We start from the raw sequence: 17,855 nt of genomic DNA, 5'->3' as shown, positions 1-17,855 counted from the left end.
CGAGGAGGCCAGGACCGGCAAGCTGCGCCCCGCGCTCTTCGTGGTGCCCACCGACGCGCCCGGGTTCACCTACACCCCGATCGAGATGGAGCTGATCAGCCCCGAACGCCAATTCCAGGTTTTCCTTGACGATGTCCGGCTGCCCTCCGATGCGCTGGTCGGAGCCGAGGACGCCGCGATCGCACAGCTTTTCGCTGGCCTGAACCCCGAACGCATCATGGGCGCGGCCAGCTCGGTGGGCATGGGAAGATTCGCGCTGGCAAAGGCCGTCGACTATGTCAAGACCAGGCAGGTGTGGTCCACCCCCATCGGCGCGCACCAAGGGCTGTCACATCCGTTGGCGCAGTGTCACATCGAGGTCGAACTCGCCAAGCTGATGATGCAAAAGGCCGCGACGCTGTATGACAGCGGCGACGACATGGGCGCGGCCGAGGCCGCCAACATGGCCAAATACGCTGCCGCCGAAGCGGCCACCCGCTCGGTCGACCAGGCCGTGCAGTCGATGGGCGGCAATGGGCTGACCAAGGAGTACGGCGTTGCCGCCATGCTGGCGTCGGCCCGGCTGGGGCGCATCGCCCCGATCAGTCGCGAGATGGTGCTCAACTTCGTCGCGCAGACATCGCTCGGCCTGCCTCGATCCTACTGAAGCCCTACTGATGGACACGCTCGTCGAATACGCCGGCCCGGCCGATGTTGGAGGGCCGTTCGCGCGGCTGACCCTGAACTCGCCTTATAACCGCAACGCGCTCTCCACCACGCTCGTCAACCAATTGCACCAGGGGCTGCGCAAGGCCGCGGCGGATCCGTCGGTACGGGCGGTGGTGCTGGGGCACGCCGGTGGCACCTTCTGCGCCGGTGCGGACCTGAGTGAGGCCAGCGGGGGCGATCCTTTCGACATGGCCGTGGCTCGTGCCCGGGAATTGACGGCGCTGTTGCGCGCCATCCTCGAGTCGCCGTTGCCGGTGATCGCCGCAATCGACGGGCATGTCCGGGCGGGCGGCTTCGGTTTGGTCGGCGCGTGCGATATCGCGGTCGCCGGTCCGCGCAGTACCTTCGCGCTGACCGAGGCCCGGATCGGCGTCGCCCCCGCGATCATCTCGCTGACGCTGCTGCCGAAGTTGTCTGCGCGGGCGGCGGCGCGCTACTACCTGACCGGCGAGACATTCGATGCCGGCCAAGCCGCGGAAGTCGGGCTGATCACGATGGCGGCCGGCGACGTGGAAGCGGCGGTGGCCAAGCTGATCGCCGATGTCGGCCGCGGATCGCCTCAGGGCCTTGCGGCGTCGAAGGCGCTGACCACAGCCGCGGTGCTGGAAGGGTTCGACCGCGACGCCGAACGACTCACCCAGGAGTCGGCCCGGTTGTTCGTCTCCGACGAAGCTCACGAAGGCATGCTGGCGTTCCTGCAGAAGCGTCCACCTCGCTGGGCGCCCTCAGACTGAGCCGCCGAAAACGGCCTGGCGATCAAGACGGCGTGCTGACGGTCCGGTCAATTAGGCCAAGCCTTGGCGGAAGGTTGCAGTTTCGCCAACCCTCTTGCAGCAAAACCTGTACGTCGTACGCTCGTGGATGATGAGCAACTCGGCGCAGCGCGATGCAAAGGACACGCGTGACGAACCGTCGCGCGCGGGCGACACGGATCGCATACAGCTCGCGCAGTTGCTGGCCTACGCCGCCGAGCAGGGCCGCCTACAGCTGAAAGATTATGAAGAACGCCTGACCAGGGCCTATGCGGCGACCACGTACGAAGAGCTGGATGAACTCAGGGCTGATCTGCCCGGTGCGCCGATCAACCCACGCAGGGGCGGCAAACCCAATCCGGCACCGTCCATGTTGCTGCTGGCGTTGATGAGCGGATTCGAGCGGCGCGGCCGATGGAACGTGCCCAAGAAGCTGACCACCTTCACCTTCTGGGGCAGCGGGGTCGTGGATCTGCGTTATGCCGATTTCACCTCGACCGAGGTCGAAATACACGCGTTCTCGATCATGGGCATGCAGAACATACTGCTGCCGCCCGAAGTCAACGTCGAGATCCACGGCCACGGTGTGATGGGCGGCTTCGATCACGATGTCCTGGGCCAGGGCACGCCCGGCGCGCCGAAGGTGAACATTCGCGGTTTCTCACTCTGGGGCGGTGTGGGCATCAAGCGCAAAGCGCGCAGGCCCCGCGGATAGCCGGAAACGTGGACGCCTACTAAGTCGTCAGCGACGGCGTCGGGACCGCAAGTAGTCGCCCACCACGGCTGCGCCCAGGCCGTCGAGATCGGGCACCACGACGCGTCCCTCGACCCGGCGCGCGACCTGGTCGATAAACCGTGCCAGGCCAGGGTCGCTGCCCAGCCGGAAGATCGTGACCTGTGCACCCAGCCGGGCCATGTCGTCGAATCCGCGCACGGTGTGGGCGATGGTCCGCGGATGCGGCGGGTAATCAAAGAACACAGCAGAACCGGCTCCGTCGCCGTCAAAGTCCTCCAAGTGGGCGGTCGGCTCGCCGTCGGTCACCACCAGCACAACGGGCTGCGCGTTGGGGTGCCGGCGCAGGTGACGACCCGCCAGCGCCAGCGCGTGATGCAGGTTGGTGCCCTGCTCGTAGACGCCCTCCAGGCCGGTGAGCTCGGCGGCAGTCACCGTCCGGGCATAACGGCCAAACGCGATGATCTGCAACGCATCCGAGCGGAATCGTGTGCACACCAGATGGTTGAGGGCGAGCGCCGTCTGCTTCATCGGCAACCAGCGATTCTCCATCACCATCGAAAACGAGGTATCGACCAGCAGCGCGACCGCGGCCTGCGTGCGTGTCTCAGTCTCGGAAACCTCGACGTCGTCGACGGTGATCCGAATCTGCCCGTCGCGGCCTTCCGAGGCTTTCGAGGTCGCGGCTCCCGCCTGCCGGAGCACCGCATTGGTCAGCGTGCGCGAGATGTGCCACGGTTCGGTGTCGCCGAATTGCCAGGGCCGGGTGGCGCCGGTCAGCTCGCCCGCAGCTCCGGCGCGCCGGTGGTCGCGCTCGCCGTGGCGGCCGGAAAGCTGTTGCACCACATCGCGTAACGCCGTCTCGCCAAGCCTGCGCATGGCTTTCGGGGAGAGCCGCCACTGGCCGTCGGAACCGCGGTCCAGGAAACCCTGATTGACCAGTGCGCGCTCCAATTCGGCGAGCGTTCGGGCGTCGATAGCGGCCTGGTCGCCGAGCTGGCGTGCCAGCGCATCCAGATCGACATCGTCCATGGTGGCGCCCGGATAGCTCTGCGACAGCTGCTCGGCCAGTTGCTCGAGCTCGGCGATGTCCGACAGTGCCTGGGTACCCTCACCCATGCCGAACGGGTTATCACCGGAGAACTGCTCGGATCCGGTCCAGTCCTCACCAGGCCGCGCGGCCTGCAAGTGCGCATCGAGCCGATCCAGCGCCTGCATCAAAGCCGGAGAGCCAAACGCCTGCTGCGCCAAGGCATCCAGCTCGGCACGCTGCTCCGGGCTCAGGCTGTTGCGGAAGCGTTGCGCGGCGGCGGCACGCTTGGCCAGCGAATCCAGCAGCTCTTCGACATTGCGCGGGTTCTCCGGGAAGAACTCGCCGTGCTTGTCCATGAAGTCTTCGAAGTCCTGTTGGGTGTCCTCACCGCGGGCGTGCTTGTCCAGCAGCCCGTTGAGGTCATCCAACATCTGGTTGACGCGCTGGCGATCTTCGTCGGTGGCGCCCTGAAGCGCCTCCTTCATGCCTGCGAAGCGTTGGTCCAGCATCTCGCGGCCAAGCAAATCCTTGATCTGCTCGTACTTTTGGCGGGCCTCCGCGCTGCGCCAGTTGTAGTCGGAAAGCTCCTGGACGGCCTTGGCCGGCGACGGCGGCAGCGCGTCGAGCTGTAGTTCGCCGAAGCGGGCGTCGTCATCCAGGGCGCGGGCCAGCTCCTTGCGTTCGGCCAGCACGGCCTCGTCGAGGAGCTTCTTGATTTCCTGCAGGGTTCCGTCTAAGTTGTTGCGGCGCAACAAATCCCGTCGGCGTCTGTTTGCCTCGGCCGCCAGCTGGTCGGCCCCGGGCATGTTCTTGTTGCCGCGGCGCAGCAGCTCGGACAGCGCGCGGCGCGGCGAGGTGCCGGCCATGACATCCTGGCCGATCTGCTCGAGCGCCTCGCGCAGATCCACCGGCGGTGCCAGCGGGTCGGGGCCACCGGTGTACGCCGAGTATCGCGTTGAGTGGGGTTTAGCCATAGACGGTTTGACCCTCCCCGGACACCTTGTCGATTCGCTTCGCCAGATACAACGCCTCCAGCGCCAACTCCAGCGCCGCGGCGCGCTCGCCTTCGGATTCGGCGCCCAGCTTGGCCGCGATTGCATCCACGACCGGCAGGCCCGGAACCGCGGCCAGCACATCCTTGGCCGACACGCGTTCGCCCGTCGTCACCGCAGAACCGCCCTCGACCGCGGCCACCAACGAGCCGACGTCGATGCCGCCCAGTACCCGCGACGCGGTGTCGGCGGTCGCGCGGCGCAACAGATGCTCGAGCACGGCCTGTTCGCGGCCTTCCTCACCGGACTCGAACTCCAGCTTGCCGCGCAAAACGTCGATCACCGTACCCAGGTCGACCACCCGGGCCACCGGATCCGTCTCGCCCAGCACCGCGCCGCGGTGCCGGGCGGCGGCCGCGACGGTCTCGGCCGCCGCGATCGCGAACCGCGCCGACACCCCGGAGCGCTGATCGATGGAGTTGGACTCGCGCAGATACCGGGCAAACCGCGCGATGACCTGCATGAGGTAGTCGGGCACCTGGGCGCTCAGGTGCGCTTCCTGAACGATCACGCCCACCTCCGCGTCCAGCTCGAGCGGGTAGTGGGTACGGATTTCGGCGCCGAACCGGTCTTTGATCGGAGTGATGATGCGACCACGGTTCGTGTAGTCCTCGGGGTTGGCGCTGGCGACCACCAACACGTCCAGCGGCAGGCGCAGCGTGTAACCGCGGACCTGGATGTCCCGCTCCTCCATCACGTTGAGCATCGACACCTGAATGCGCTCGGCGAGGTCGGGCAGTTCGTTGACCGCGACGATGCCGCGGTGCGCGCGCGGGATCAGTCCGTAGGCGATCGTCTCCGGGTCCCCGAGGCTGCGGCCCTCGGCGACCTTGATCGGGTCGACGTCACCGACCAGGTCGGCGACGCTGGTGTCCGGGGTGGCCAGCTTCTCGGTGTACCGCTCGCTGCGGTGCTTCCACTCGACGGGCAGGTCGTCGCCGAGGGTGGCGGCCCGCCGGATCGACTCCGGTGTGATCGGCGTGTAGGGGTGCTCACCCAGCTCGGCCCCGCCGATCACCGGTGTCCATTCGTCGAGCAGCCCGGCCAGCGCGCGCAGCAGCCGGGTCTTGCCCTGGCCGCGTTCGCCGAGCAGGACGAAGTCATGACCCGCGATCAGCGCCCGTTCCACCTGGGGCAATACGGTGTCCTCGAAGCCCAGGATGCCCGGCCACACCTCGTCGCCCTCGGCCAGCGCAGTGAGCAGGTTCTCCCGGATTTCCTGCTTGACGCCCCGTTCGCGATGACCGGTGGCGCGTAGTTCGCCGACGGTGCGGGGCAGATTGCTCGGTGATGTCACCACTCCACGCTACGACGGTGCCGTCGATAAGGCACTGCGGTCCCCCACGGCTGCTTGCCGAAGCGGCGTGCCGACAGGCGAAGGCCGGGCAATCCGATCGACTGCCCGGCCCTCGGTTGGTGTCCTTTGTCCACCGAAACGGGGGACGCAGAGACCGGCTAGCTCAGGGTGACAGTCGCGTCCGCATCGCCTGTTTTATAGGTGACCGTGCCGTGCTCGAACACCGACTTGAAAGAGCCGTCGGGGAGGATTTGCTCGTCAGAGGTCGGATAGCCCAACTTGCCCTGCGAACCATCCAACTTGTTCCACTGGTCGCGGATCTTGCCCCATACGAAGTAGACCGGGCCCCCATTCCTATAAATGAGCACGCCGCCGTCGAACTGCTGGAAGACACCGCTGCCGTCCCCGGTCTTTGCCTCGTTGGTGTACGGTGCGCCCAGGTCCTTGCGTTGAGCTTCATTAAGGGTTTGCCATTTCGCGAGAATCGGCCCCTGGACCGTGTACAGCGTGCCGTTAGCACCGGGGATCTGCGTGGAAGGCCCGGCGGCGCTGGTGGTTGTGGACGTCCCCGCAGAGGATGTCACAGTTGTGGAAGATGTGCCCGAGCTTGTACTTTCGTTTGATTTATTTGCGTGACACCCAGAACCGACTAGTGCAAATGCCGTAACCGCAGCGGTAAATGCAGCTGTTCGTTTACTAATTTCGCGCATCTCATTCCTCTCGAATTTGGGCAGGACGCCGATGAGCTTATCCAGATCGGATGCTATTGCGGTCGCGACCGACCGGCAAGAAGGAATTTCGCTGCATCGCAACGAGCCCAGCCTGGCCTAGCCCCAGAGCCGGGTCTCAGTGGGCCCGCTAATGCGCGAAGTGGCGCGCTCCGGTGAGGTACAGGGTGACGCCCGCTTTGGCCGCCGCGGCGGTCACTTCCTCGTCGCGCACCGAGCCCCCGGGATGGACGATCGCCCTGACTCCGGCGCTGGTCAGCATTTCCAATCCGTCTGGGAATGGGAAGAACGCGTCGGAGGCCGCGACCGCGCCCCGAACTCGGTCGCCGCCGCGTTCGACGGCCAGCCGGGCGGCGTCGACCCGGTTGACCTGACCCATGCCGACGCCGACGGTGGCGCCGTCCGCGGCGATCACGATGGCGTTCGACTTGACCGCTCGGCAGGAGCGCCAGGCAAACACCAGGTCGGTCAACGTCGCCGGATCGGCCGGCGATCCGGTCGCCAGCGTCCAGTTCGCCGGATTGTCGCCGTGCGCGTCGAGTTCGTCGCGTTGCTGAATTAGCAGTCCCCCGCTGATCGGACGAATCTCGGTGCCACCCGTCAGCGGCTCCGAGGCGATCAGCACCCGGACGTTCTTCTTGCGCGCCAGCACCTCCAGGGCGTCCGGCGCATAGGCGGGCGCGACGATCACCTCGGTGAAGATGGTGCTGACATACTCGGCCATCTCGACGCTGACCTCTGTGTTGGCCGCGATGACTCCACCGAAGGCGCTGAGCGGATCGCATTCGTGGGCCTTGCGATGCGCGTCGGCGACCGAGACCGACGAGATCGCGATGCCGCACGGGTTGGCGTGCTTGATGATTGCCACGCAGGTCTGCTCGTGGTCAAAGGCGGCCCGCCAGGCGGCGTCGGCGTCGGTGAAGTTGTTGTAGGACATCTCTTTTCCGTGCAACTGCTGCGCCTGCGCGAGGCCCGGCCAGGCGGCGGGGTCGCTGTACAGCGCCGCTTGCTGGTGCGGGTTCTCGCCGTAGCGCAGCATCGCCGTGCGCCGCCAGGAGCTCGCGAACCACTCGGGAAACGCGGTGGGTGGATGCTCGGGCGCCAGCGTCGACTCCATCCAGCTCGCGACCGCGACGTCGTACTCCGCGGTGTGCTGAAATGCCAACGACGCCAGCCTTTTGCGCTCGGCGAGGGTAAATCCGCCGTGACGCACCGCGGCGAGCACTCCGTCGTACCCGAGCGGGTCGGTGACCACCGCCACGCTGGGATGGTTTTTCGCGGCCGCCCGGACCATCGACGGCCCGCCAATGTCGATCTGCTCGACGCATTCGTCGATGCTCGCGCCGGAATCGACGGTCTCGCTGAACGGATACAGGTTGACGACGACGAGTTCGAACGCCGCGATTCCCAACTGCTCGAGCGCCGCGGCGTGTTCGGGCTTACGTAGATCGGCCAGCAGGCCGGCATGGACTCGCGGGTGCAGGGTCTTGACCCGACCGCCGAGCACCTCCGGGAAACCGGTCAGCGCCTCGACGCGTGTCACGGGAATCCCTTTGTCGGCAATGGTCTTCGCCGTTGAACCGGTGGAAATGATCTCCACGCCCGCTGCGGTCAGTCCCTGGGCAAGCTCTATCAGCCCGGTCTTGTCGTACACGCTGATCAGCGCGCGGCGGATCGGCCTCCTTGCCGTCTCTCGCCAGTCGTCGGGGCTCATCCTATGGTCGCCTTTCGTCCGATCGTCGCTTTTCGTCCGATCAGGGTCACGCCGCCGGTCGCGATCGCGGCCACCACGTCCACCAACAGCTGCCGTTCGATGACTTTGATGCGTTCATGCAGGATCTCTTCGTCGTCGTCGTCGAGCACCGGAACGGATTGCTGTGCCAATATCGGCCCGGTGTCCGTGCCGGCATCTACCAGGTGCACCGTACAGCCTGTGACCTTCACGCCGTAGGCCAACGCGTCGGCCACTGCGTGGGCGCCCGGGAACGCGGGCAGCAGCGTCGGGTGGGTATTGACGATACGTCCATAGAAGCGTGAAAGGAACTGCGGCCCAAGTATTTTCATGAAGCCGGCCGATACGACCAAATCCGGTGAGTGCGCGGCGGCGGCATCGGTGATGGCGGTGTCCCAGGCACCACGGTTTGGGTGATCGGCGAGCCGGACCGTGAAGGTGGGCACGAACGCCGCCGCGGCGATCTCGGTAGCCCGGCAGTCGCGATCGGCACCGACGGCGACCACTCGGGCCGGGTAGTCACCGACGGCGGCGGCGATCAGCGAAGCCAGCAGGGAACCGGTGCCCGATGCCAGCACCACCACACGCGCCGGCGCACTGGGGGGCACGTGGAGCGGTTCGGCCACATCGCGAGCCTACTGGCGTGGGCGTCGGCCCGCGTCAGCGGTCGAACGTGAAGCCAGCTTCACGCTCGCGGCCCAGCGTGAAGCCAGCTTCACGCTCGGGGCTGGTTGGACTCGGGCCGTTGCCTAGTCCCCGGAATCGCGCGCCTCCGACGGGGGCGTCTCGACGTCCGGGGACGGCTCGAACGCGGTATCCACGTCGTCGGTGGGCGCACCGTCATCACCCGAGTCGCTCTCCTCGAGCCCGTCGGCGGGCTCGTCCGACCCCGCGAAGTCGCCCGCAAAATCGGCCGGTTCGTCGGCCGGCGAGGCGGGCACAGGCTTGCGCCGCCTCGGCCTTCTAAGTCGTACGCGCCTGATCCCACCGGCCATCACCACGGTGATGGCCCCGACGAGCGCGAACCAGAAAAACACACCGACCAACAACGCGCCCTGGTCGACACCGACATCGCCGAAGTTGCCCAGCCGCCCGCTCCCGCCATATGCGAGCAACGACATCACCAAAGCCCCGGCGACCGATGCGACCAGAAGTTTGGCCATCGCCGGAAGCAGCGGGAGTGCGTGCCGGGCGCATTGTTGACCGACCGCCACACCGGACGACGCGCCGACGATGAGCAGCGCCACCCACACCGGCCCCAGCGGCGGCGTGGGGGTCGCGGCCAGGATCGGCAGTGCCGGGATATCGCCGCCGAACACGGTGAACGGACTGAACGTCGCGAAGCCGAGATGAGCACTGGACCCGACGGCGACCGCCGAAGCGCCGACGATGACATTGGGCGCGTACAAGACGGACAGCACGGTGAGGCTGAACTGGCCGAATATCGAGTCGGTGATCCCGTAGAGCTCTTGCATCGTCGACCAGTGCACAACCAGGGAACCCGCCGTCACGAGGCCGGAGAGCCCGACCAACGCCAACACACCGGCCACCGCGGCACGCAGGGAATCGCCGAGCCAACCGGGCAGCGACGACGCCTCCAACGCCCGTCGTCCCACCCGGGACCACACACCGATCGCCGCACCGATGGCGTGCACCACCAGCACGCTGATGAACGCGCGCAAGGCGCTGGGCGTCTGTAGCTCGGTGATCACCGACGACGCATCATGGATGACCGCCAGCGCGATCGCCGCCATCAGCAGGGGCCCGCCGAGCGCCGACGCGACCACCCAGCGGACCACCAGCCACGACGAATACGGAGAGGTGGCCCGTGCGCTGCTGCGCGCGGTGGCCCACACCATCAACAGGACTGGCAGAAGCGGCATTACACCCAGCTCGCGGCCGCCGATCGAGATCGGCACCTGATGCACCCCGAGCCACATGCTGGCGATGGCGCCCAACGCGCCGGTCATGTCGCTGTTAGCGATCAGCAACTGAAGCAACGTGACCGCGGCGATGATGCCCAATGCCACCACCGACGGGCCGAACGCAACCCGGACAAGGTCACGCGCCTGACGCGCGCCCGCCGTCCGGTTGTCCTCCACCCGTGTCACTCTTGGCGCACGTGCCCGACTACGCGCGAGAGCGCACGGTTAGACCGGTGCCGGTCCAGATGATGAAGACGAATGCTGCTGATCCTGGCCGTGCGACTGGCCGCCACTCTGGCCCGAGTAATCGACAGGAGCCGAACCCGACTGGGACTCCGTGCCACTCGCGGTGGCCGACGGCGGCGGACCGAAGCTGGGGAAGCCGGTGGGGGGCGTGGATGGTGCTTCGTGCTGCGCTCCCGGGTGGGGTCCCGACTGCGCCGAAGGCTGGGCACCGAATCCTCCGGTCGACGTGGTCGGCATCGCGGTCTGCGTCGGAGCCTGACTCGACGGATAGCCGCCGTACTGCGACCCATATGCGGCATGCTGCGGCGTGTGCGACTGGGCTCCGGCGTGCTGCTGGGCGGCGGGCTGGCCGTAATACGGCTGTTGTCCGTACTGCCCGTACTGGCCGTATTGGCCGTACTGCGCGTAAGCGTCGTACTTGGGCCGCGGCTTGGGCGCGGAGATGACACCGGCGTCCAGTAGCAGCGCGACAGCTGCGAAGAACGCCTGGAAGATGGCGCAAACCACCAGGGGCCACATCGCCCAGCCAATTGCGAAACCGGCGGGCGTATTGATCGTCTCGGTGATGGCCAGCAACGCACCCAGTATTGCGACCGCCGCAACTATTCCCGCGTAGTTCTTCGCCTTGGGCAGTAGGCCCAGCCCGGCGAGCAGCGCGGCCAGCACCGCAGCGATGACCGCGGTGCCGGCGTCGCCGGCGCGCCCACCGCCCGGGCCGAGGTCGGCGCTGATGATGAAAGTCGGCCCGAAATTCAGCAGATACACCGCGAGGCCGAGCACCACCACCGCGATGTTCAAGATCAGCGGTAGCCTGCTTTGGCCGTCGTCATCTTTGGTGAACGACGGTGTGCCGCCTGCATAGGAGCCGCCGGGCTGCGCTGGTGAATATCCGGGGCTACCGGGCGAGTAGGTCATGGCTCCTCCTGTTGCTTCCAGTGCCTTGAAGTGCTCAGCGGGCGCCACAGTCCTGTGCGACGCTGTGCTTCCAGGCGCGCCGCTCGCGAAGACACCCTCCAGATCTTGCGTTGCGACGCGATCGATCACCCACGCTAGCGCAAGTCCGGATGCCCGTGCCGAGGCGACGGGCCTGTCGGCGCGACCAGCACCAAATAACGCAATGGATCTCCATGGAGACCGTCAGCACAGGGGCAGCTTGCCCACCGCAGGTAGAACACGTTCTAATTCTTTGCATGGATTACGGGCTCGTGCTTTTCACCAGCGATCGTGGCATCTCCCCGGCGGCAGCCGCCAAGCTTGCCGACTACCACGGCTTCCAGACGTTCTACGTGCCAGAACACACCCATATCCCGGTCAAACGCGAGGCGGCCCATCCCACGACGGGTGACGCGTCGCTGCCGGACGACCGCTATATGCGGACGCTAGACCCATGGGTGAGTCTGGGCGCGGCGTGCGCCGTGACGTCGCGGGTGCGACTCTCGACGGCGGTGGCGCTGCCCGTCGAGCACGAACCGATCACATTGGCGAAAAGCATCGCGACGCTGGACCACCTGTCCGGCGGCCGGGTCAGCCTCGGCGTCGGGTTCGGGTGGAACACCGACGAGCTGGCCGACCACGGGGTTCCGCCCGGGCGGCGCCGCACCATGCTGCGCGAATACATCGAGGCGATGCGGGCGCTGTGGACACAGGAAGAAGCCGCCTACGACGGCGAGTTCGTCAACTTCGGGCCCAGTTGGGCCTGGCCCAAGCCCGTGCAGCCACACATTCCGGTGTTGGTGGGCGCGGCGGGGAACGAGAAAAACTTCAAGTGGATCGCCCGCAGCGCCGACGGCTGGATCACCACTCCCCGCGACTTCGACATCGAAGGCCCGGTGAAGCTGTTGCAGGACACGTGGGCGGCTGCCGGCCGCGAGGGCGCTCCGCAGATCGTCGCGCTCGACTTCAAACCGGTGCCTGACAAGCTGGCGCGGTGGGCCGAGCTCGGGGTGACTGAGGTGCTGTTCGGCTTGCCGGACCGCCCCGAAGACGAGATCGCCGCGTACGTCGAGCGGCTGGCCGGCAAGCTGGCCGCTTTGGTCTAGCGAGGTCCCGCCTGCGCCGAAACTGCAACCAGGGCGACCGGCAAGCGGCGTGTCGTGTACGTGGTTGCAGTGTCGCGAGGGAACCCGATGCCGTCAGGCCGGCGTGCAGCGATTGCCGTAGTCGAAGGAGCGCACCCGAACCGGATGCCCTAACGGGTCGCCGTCGGTCAGCAGCGCGATCAGCTCGTCGTCTTCGGTGGTCGACAGGAACCTGGTGCCGTCGGCCAGCCGGCCGATGATGATTCCGGTCAGCCGTCCGGAATCGCGGCGGACCGTGTAGGTCTCGACGGTGGCGGCGCCATCGGCAGTCTCCGTCACCGCCTGCGTGGACCAGCTGCCGATCTGCGCTTGCAGCCCGGCGCTGCGATCCGGCTTCCACTCTGTCGGGTTGGCCGAGTAAACGCCTACCGAGTACTTGCTCAGGATGCCGCCGTTCGCACCTACCAGACCAAATTGACCTGGTGCACTTCGCATTCGAGCGACCGTCTCCGCCACGCCGTGCATCGAGTAATTATTGCCCGCCCCGCCGAAGAACGGCAGCCCGCCGGTCAGGGTCAGCCCGCGTGGGTCGTCGGGCGCGATGCCCATGCCGTCGCAGATGTTGAACACCGGCACCGGAAAGCAGCTGTACAGGTCGAAGGTGGCGATGTCGTCGACGCCGATTCCGGCCATGGCCAGCGCCTCATGCACCGCCATGGCGGCCGACGGCGCGTGCCCCAGATCCGGGCGCTGCAGCAGGGACTGCTCCTCCAGGTCGGCGTGGCCGTGCAGGTACACCCAGTTTTCCTCGGGCACACCCAGTCGCCGTGCCGCCTCGACCGACATCAACAGCGCCGCCGCGCCTTGGTTGACCTGATCGCGAGCGACCAGCAGCCGCGGGTAGGGGTCCGAGATCATCCGGTTGCTCTCGGTCACGGTGATCAGCTCGTCGACGGTGCGTTCCACGGGCGCGGCGGCGAACGGATTGCTGGCGGCGATCTTGGTGAACGGCGCGAAGAGCTCGCCCATCCGCCGTAGATATTCCGCGGGCCCCAGCCCGGTTCCGGCGCGACGCGCGTTCTCCAGCAGCGCATACTGCGTCGGGGCGTCGACCAGACCGTGAATGACGGTGTACCGGGAGACGATGGCGTCCAGGCCGAAGCCGCGGTCTTCGAGCGAGCCCTCGACGGTCTCGGAGAAGTCCGGACCGTTGTCGTTCCCGGCGAAGTAGCGAGTGGTCGATGTGGCGTCCGAGCCGAAGATCAACGCGACTTCGGATCGGCCGGTCGCGATCCGGCCCGCCAGCTCGGTGATCAGGTGCTGCGGACCTTGACCGCCGACGACCTCCAGGATGGCGCGGGCGGGGTCGGCCCCGATCCGGTTGGCCACCGAGCGCGGGTAGTTGTTGGACTTTCCCAGTACCGGTGTGGCCGGCCCGGAAATCTCGAATTGCCTTACGCCGGCGACGGTATCGATTGTTGCCGCGACCTTGGCAACATCGGCGCCGCAGTCGTCCAGTGCGGCGTGTGCACCGGCCGCGGCCAGTTCGACACCCGACATTGCGCGGTAGTAGGGGTCGTCGATGCGCTCCGCGGCCTGTCCAACACCGACGACGACGGGGGTGCGCGGATCCAAGCTCACGTACTCAAGTCCCTTACAGGCTGCTCAGGATCTCCCGGGCCAGCGCCGCCGTCTCCGACGGGGTCTTGCCCACCTTGACGCCGGCCGCCTCGAGTGCCTCCTTCTTGGCGGCCGCGGTGCCCGACGAGCCGGACACGATGGCGCCCGCGTGGCCCATCGTCTTACCTTCCGGCGCAGTGAATCCCGCGACATAACCGACGACCGGCTTGGACACGTGAGCCTTGATGTAGTCGGCCGCACGCTCCTCGGCGTCGCCGCCGATTTCACCGATCATCACGATGACCTTGGTGTCGGGATCCTTCTCAAAGGCCTCGATGGCGTCGATGTGAGTGGTGCCGATCACCGGGTCACCGCCAATGCCGATGGACGTGGAGAAGCCGAAATCGCGCAACTCATACATCATTTGGTAGGTCAGCGTGCCGGACTTCGACACCAGCCCGACGGGGCCCGAACCGCTGATGTTGGCCGGGGTGATGCCGACCAGCGCCTCACCCGGGGTGATGATGCCGGGACAGTTCGGGCCGATGATGCGGGTCTTGCCTCCCTTTTCCAGGTTGTAGGCCCACGCATATGCGGTGTCCTGCACCGGAATTCCCTCGGTGATGACCACCAGCAGTGGGATCTCGGCGTCGATGGCCTCGATGATGGCGTCCTTGGCGAACTTGGGCGGCACGAAGATGATCGACACGTCGGCGCCGGTCTTTTCCATCGCCTCCGCGACGCTGCCGAACACCGGCAGCTCGACGGCTTGGCCATCTTTGTTCTTATGCGCGACGGTGGTGCCCGCCTTGCGTGCGTTCACGCCGCCGACGATTTGCGTGCCCGCCTTGAGCATCCGGGCCGTGTGGACGGTGGCCTCGCTGCCGGTGATGCCCTGGACGATGACCTTGTTGCCCTTGTTCAGAAAGATCGACATGTCCGAGACGTCCTTTCAGGCACTCGCCAGCTCGGCGGCCTTGTCGGCGGCCTCGTCCATGGTCGCGACCAGCGTCACCAGCGGGTGGTTGGCCTCGGTCAGGATGCGACGGCCTTCCTCGACGTTGTTGCCGTCGAGGCGCACCACCAACGGCTTGTTGGCCTCGTCGCCCAGGATTTCCAACGCCTTGACGATTCCGGTGGCCACGGCGTCGCACGAGGTGATGCCGCCGAACACGTTGACGAACACGCTCTTGACCTGGCCGTCGTTGAGGATGACGTCGAGCCCGGCGGCCATCACCTCCGCGGAGGCGCCGCCGCCGATGTCGAGGAAGTTGGCCGGCTTGACTCCGCCGTGCTTCTCACCGGCGTAGGCGACGACGTCGAGGGTCGACATCACCAGGCCCGCACCGTTGCCGATGATCCCGACCTGGCCGTCGAGCTTGACGTAGTTGAGGTCGTGCTCCTTGGCCTTCAGCTCCAGCGGATCGGTGGCCGCGCGGTCCTCGAACTCGGCGTGGTCGGGATGGCGGAAGTCGGCGTTGGCGTCGAGCGTGACCTTGCCGTCCAGCGCCAGGATCCGATTGTCGGGGGTGCGAACCAACGGGTTGACCTCCACCAGGGTGGCGTCCTCGCCGACGAAAAGCTCCCAGAGCTTGGAGATGGTGACCGCGGCGGCGTCGAGCACCTCGGCCGGCAGGTGACCCTGCTCGGCGATGGAGCGCGCGAACGCCAAGTCGACGCCCTTCACCGCGCTCACCGGCACTTTGGCAAGCCGGTCGGGTTTGGTCGCGGCCACTTCTTCGATCTCCATGCCGCCCTCGACCGAGCACATCGCCAGGTAGGTGCGGTTGGCCCGGTCGAGCAGGAACGAGATGTAGTACTCCTCCGCGATGTCGCTGGCCTCGGCGACCAGCAGCTTCTTGACGGCGTGGCCCTTGATGTCCAGGCCGAGGATGTTCTTGGCGTGCTCGTAGGCATCCGCAGGGGTCGCCGCGTACTTGACGCCGCCGGCCTTGCCGCGACCGCCGATCTTGACCTGCGCCTTGACCATCACCGGGTGACCGATCTCTTCGGCGATGGCGCGAGCGCCCTCGGCGGTGTCGGTCACCCGACCGGGCGTGCTCGGTACGTTGTGCTTGGCGAACAGTTCTTTTGCTTGATACTCGAAAAGGTCCATGGGCTCACTGTCTTCGCTCGGCTTACTGCTAGGCCTTTAGGCGGCGCCGAATCGGCAACTCGCACGCTGGCACTGTATCCACCCGCCGAACGTCTGCTACCGTCGCGTCCACCGATGTGGTGCACCTCACGGCATGCCGGCAGTCGTCAAACGTGATCCAACTCACAATATGAGTCTCGATTTACCCGCGAGGTTGCCAGCTCCGTCGGTCAACGGATACCTTCCTAGGGTCCAGATAACGTTATGGTCACGATACGAGGACATTTCAGCTTGTCCCAGCACCGTTTCGCTCGTTCTTCTGTCCTGACGGGGACGGGTCGCGCCCACCGCGACCGTTGGGCAAAACCTCACCGCAACGAAGTCACCGAAATCCTGCCGCTCGATGGATTCGACTTCGACGACCTGGAGTTCGCCGACGACCTCGGCGACCTCGATGACCTGGACTTCAGCAACGACTCCACCTTCGATAACGAAGAGCAAGTGCTGCTGGCCCCCGAGCTCGACGATCTGGACGAGACCGACAACCTGACTCCGGTGTGGCTGGCCGCCGCCCCCACCGAGGTTCTGGCCCGGGTGCTCGTCGGGCCCGGCGTCGAGCCGAAGCATCACCGGGCTTCCGATGTCACCGACGTCATCCCAGCGATACGGCGCGGCGGTCAGCATCGGAAGCAGCCGACCAGCGCGGCCAGGGGCCGCCTGCTGATCTCGGCGATGGCCGCCGGCGCGGCGGCTGCCGCGGCCCACACGGCGACCAGCCATGCCGACACCCCCAAGACCGAGGCTGTGCTGACCGCCAACGCGTCGGCGCTCACCGGCGGCGCGGGCAGCACCACGACCCGTGGTGCCCAGGTGATCGCGGTCCAGCCGGCGGCGAACGTCGCGGTGCACAACGAGGAACTCGCCAACGGGTTGGCCTTCGCCAACGACCGCGCGCAGCGCGAGGCGCGCCTGCAGCAGCCGCTCTACGTCATGCCCACGCACGGGATCTTCACGTCGAACTTCGGGTACCGCTGGGGAGTGCTGCACGCCGGAATCGACCTTGCCAACTCGATCGGGACACCGATCTATGCGGTCTCCGACGGAGTCGTCATCGATGCCGGCCCGACCGCCGGCTACGGGATGTGGGTCAAGCTGCGCCATGCCGACGGCACGGTCACGCTCTACGGCCACGTCAACACCACGCTGGTCAGCGTCGGCGAACGCGTGATGGCCGGCGACCAGATCGCGACCATGGGTAACCGGGGCAACTCCACCGGCCCGCACCTGCATTTCGAGGTGCTACAGGGTGGCACCGAAAGAATCGACCCCGTCCCATGGCTCGCAAAGCGGGGACTTAACGTCGGCAATTACGCTGGCTGAGGTGACCGCGCCGAACGACCCTCTTGCTGCCGAGCCCCCTGCGCCTCCATCCGCATCACGGACGCGGATCATCCGGCGGGCACCGACCGGACCGATACCCGTCGTGCCCGAGTCCCCGACGACGCACATTCCCCGACCGTCACCGCCGTATCAGGGCGCCCCTGGCGCGGGCCGACAGGCAGCAGTTGCGGGTGCGCCGGCGGATGAGCCGAGCGGCCGGACGGCCGTGGCCGCCGCAGCGGTCGGCATCTTCAGCGGGTGGGCTACGTCGGTGGTGGCCACCGACCTGATCGCCGGGTGGTGGAGAACCGACCGCCTGTTCTGCATCGCGGTCGCCTTTCTGGCCCTGGTGTTCGCGGTAACCACCGTTTCGGGCGTGATCATGCTGCTGCAGCATCGGCCTGTCGGGCGCTACCTCATCGTGGCCGGCGCGGTGGTCGCGGTGCTGACCTACGGCGGCGTGTTCATCGCGGGTGCCCGCGTCGCGTGGATCGTGTACACCCTTTGGGTGCTGCCGATCGCCAGCGTTGCGCTGG

Annotated in this window: 16 protein-coding genes; 6 read left to right on the top strand and 10 right to left on the bottom strand. The window is 66.9% G+C overall.

Going from position 1 to position 17,855, the window contains the following annotated elements; translation table 11 throughout:
• The 3 genes from ACLP4W_RS17015 to ACLP4W_RS17005 all read left to right on the top strand — a co-directional run.
• Positions 1-646: acyl-CoA dehydrogenase (locus ACLP4W_RS17015; protein ID WP_442387871.1), on the top strand; the 646-nt coding region annotated here is incomplete at its 5' end.
• Positions 647-656: 10 nt separating this feature from the next.
• Entirely contained in the window at positions 657-1,442 is a 786-nt protein-coding gene (locus ACLP4W_RS17010; RefSeq protein ID WP_442387869.1) for an enoyl-CoA hydratase family protein, read from the top strand.
• A gap of 130 nt (positions 1,443-1,572) precedes the next feature.
• Positions 1,573-2,175 (top strand): DUF1707 SHOCT-like domain-containing protein, encoded by a 603-nt coding sequence (locus ACLP4W_RS17005; RefSeq protein WP_442387872.1) that lies wholly within the window; start codon positions 1,573-1,575, stop codon positions 2,173-2,175.
• 27 nt (positions 2,176-2,202) lie between these two features.
• Here the strand turns inward: ACLP4W_RS17005 and ACLP4W_RS17000 are convergent, their stop codons facing one another.
• From ACLP4W_RS17000 to ACLP4W_RS16970, 7 genes are all read right to left on the bottom strand, one after another.
• Positions 2,203-4,200 carry a VWA domain-containing protein gene (locus ACLP4W_RS17000; RefSeq protein WP_442387867.1) on the bottom strand — a complete coding sequence of 666 codons (1,998 nt, stop codon included), beginning with the start codon at positions 4,198-4,200 and terminating at the stop codon, positions 2,203-2,205.
• Positions 4,193-5,578, bottom strand: a complete 1,386-nt coding sequence (locus tag ACLP4W_RS16995) for a sigma 54-interacting transcriptional regulator (protein WP_442387865.1) — start codon at positions 5,576-5,578, stop codon at positions 4,193-4,195. The genes ACLP4W_RS17000 and ACLP4W_RS16995 overlap by 8 nt, the downstream gene beginning before the upstream one ends.
• 155 nt (positions 5,579-5,733) lie before the next feature.
• Positions 5,734-6,159: an LGFP repeat-containing protein gene (locus tag ACLP4W_RS16990; RefSeq protein WP_442387863.1), complete on the bottom strand. Its 426-nt coding sequence runs from the start codon at positions 6,157-6,159 to the stop codon at positions 5,734-5,736.
• Positions 6,160-6,433: 274 nt separating this feature from the next.
• Positions 6,434-8,017, bottom strand: a complete 1,584-nt coding sequence (gene purH / locus ACLP4W_RS16985; protein ID WP_442387861.1) for a bifunctional phosphoribosylaminoimidazolecarboxamide formyltransferase/IMP cyclohydrolase — start codon at positions 8,015-8,017, stop codon at positions 6,434-6,436.
• A complete protein-coding gene (purN, locus tag ACLP4W_RS16980; RefSeq protein WP_442387860.1) occupies positions 8,014-8,661 on the bottom strand; it encodes a phosphoribosylglycinamide formyltransferase in 648 nt (215 codons plus the stop codon). Before purN ends, purH begins: the two co-directional genes overlap by 4 nt.
• A 123-nt stretch (positions 8,662-8,784) precedes the next feature.
• Positions 8,785-10,137 (bottom strand): cell division protein PerM, encoded by a 1,353-nt coding sequence (locus ACLP4W_RS16975; RefSeq protein WP_442387858.1) that lies wholly within the window; start codon positions 10,135-10,137, stop codon positions 8,785-8,787.
• A 48-nt stretch (positions 10,138-10,185) separates the two neighbouring features.
• Positions 10,186-11,121, bottom strand: coding sequence for a DUF5336 domain-containing protein (locus ACLP4W_RS16970; RefSeq protein WP_442387856.1), 936 nt, complete (start codon positions 11,119-11,121; stop codon positions 10,186-10,188).
• Between the two features lie 275 nt (positions 11,122-11,396).
• On the opposite strand from ACLP4W_RS16970, the gene ACLP4W_RS16965 reads away from it, so the two are divergent.
• Complete coding sequence (locus tag ACLP4W_RS16965; RefSeq protein WP_442387854.1) at positions 11,397-12,245, top strand: LLM class F420-dependent oxidoreductase; 849 nt, start codon at positions 11,397-11,399, stop codon at positions 12,243-12,245.
• 93 nt (positions 12,246-12,338) lie between these two features.
• Here the strand turns inward: ACLP4W_RS16965 and ACLP4W_RS16960 are convergent, their stop codons facing one another.
• From ACLP4W_RS16960 to sucC, 3 genes are read right to left on the bottom strand one after another with little or no spacing between them, the layout of a single operon-like run.
• On the bottom strand, positions 12,339-13,865 hold the full coding sequence (locus ACLP4W_RS16960; protein ID WP_442387852.1) for an acetyl-CoA acetyltransferase: 1,527 nt from the start codon (positions 13,863-13,865) through the stop codon (positions 12,339-12,341).
• 13 nt (positions 13,866-13,878) lie between these two features.
• Positions 13,879-14,781 (bottom strand): succinate--CoA ligase subunit alpha, encoded by a 903-nt coding sequence (gene sucD, locus ACLP4W_RS16955; protein WP_442387850.1) that lies wholly within the window; start codon positions 14,779-14,781, stop codon positions 13,879-13,881.
• A 15-nt stretch (positions 14,782-14,796) separates the two neighbouring features.
• Complete coding sequence (sucC, locus tag ACLP4W_RS16950; RefSeq protein WP_442387848.1) at positions 14,797-15,960, bottom strand: ADP-forming succinate--CoA ligase subunit beta; 1,164 nt, start codon at positions 15,958-15,960, stop codon at positions 14,797-14,799.
• 270 nt (positions 15,961-16,230) lie between these two features.
• Between sucC and ACLP4W_RS16945 the strand changes: the two genes are divergently transcribed.
• Together ACLP4W_RS16945 and ACLP4W_RS16940 are read left to right on the top strand one after the other, a co-directional pair.
• Positions 16,231-17,319, top strand: coding sequence for a M23 family metallopeptidase (locus ACLP4W_RS16945; RefSeq protein WP_442387846.1), 1,089 nt, complete (start codon positions 16,231-16,233; stop codon positions 17,317-17,319).
• 1 nt (position 17,320) lies between these two features.
• Positions 17,321-17,855: hypothetical protein (locus ACLP4W_RS16940; RefSeq protein ID WP_442387844.1), on the top strand; the 535-nt coding region annotated here is incomplete at its 3' end.

The sequence above is a fragment of the Mycobacterium sp. genome, from assembly GCF_052145595.1.
Lineage (GTDB): Bacteria > Actinomycetota > Actinomycetes > Mycobacteriales > Mycobacteriaceae > Mycobacterium.
The sequence above is the reverse complement of the archived record's forward strand: the minus strand, read 5'-3'. Positions and strand labels throughout refer to the sequence as shown.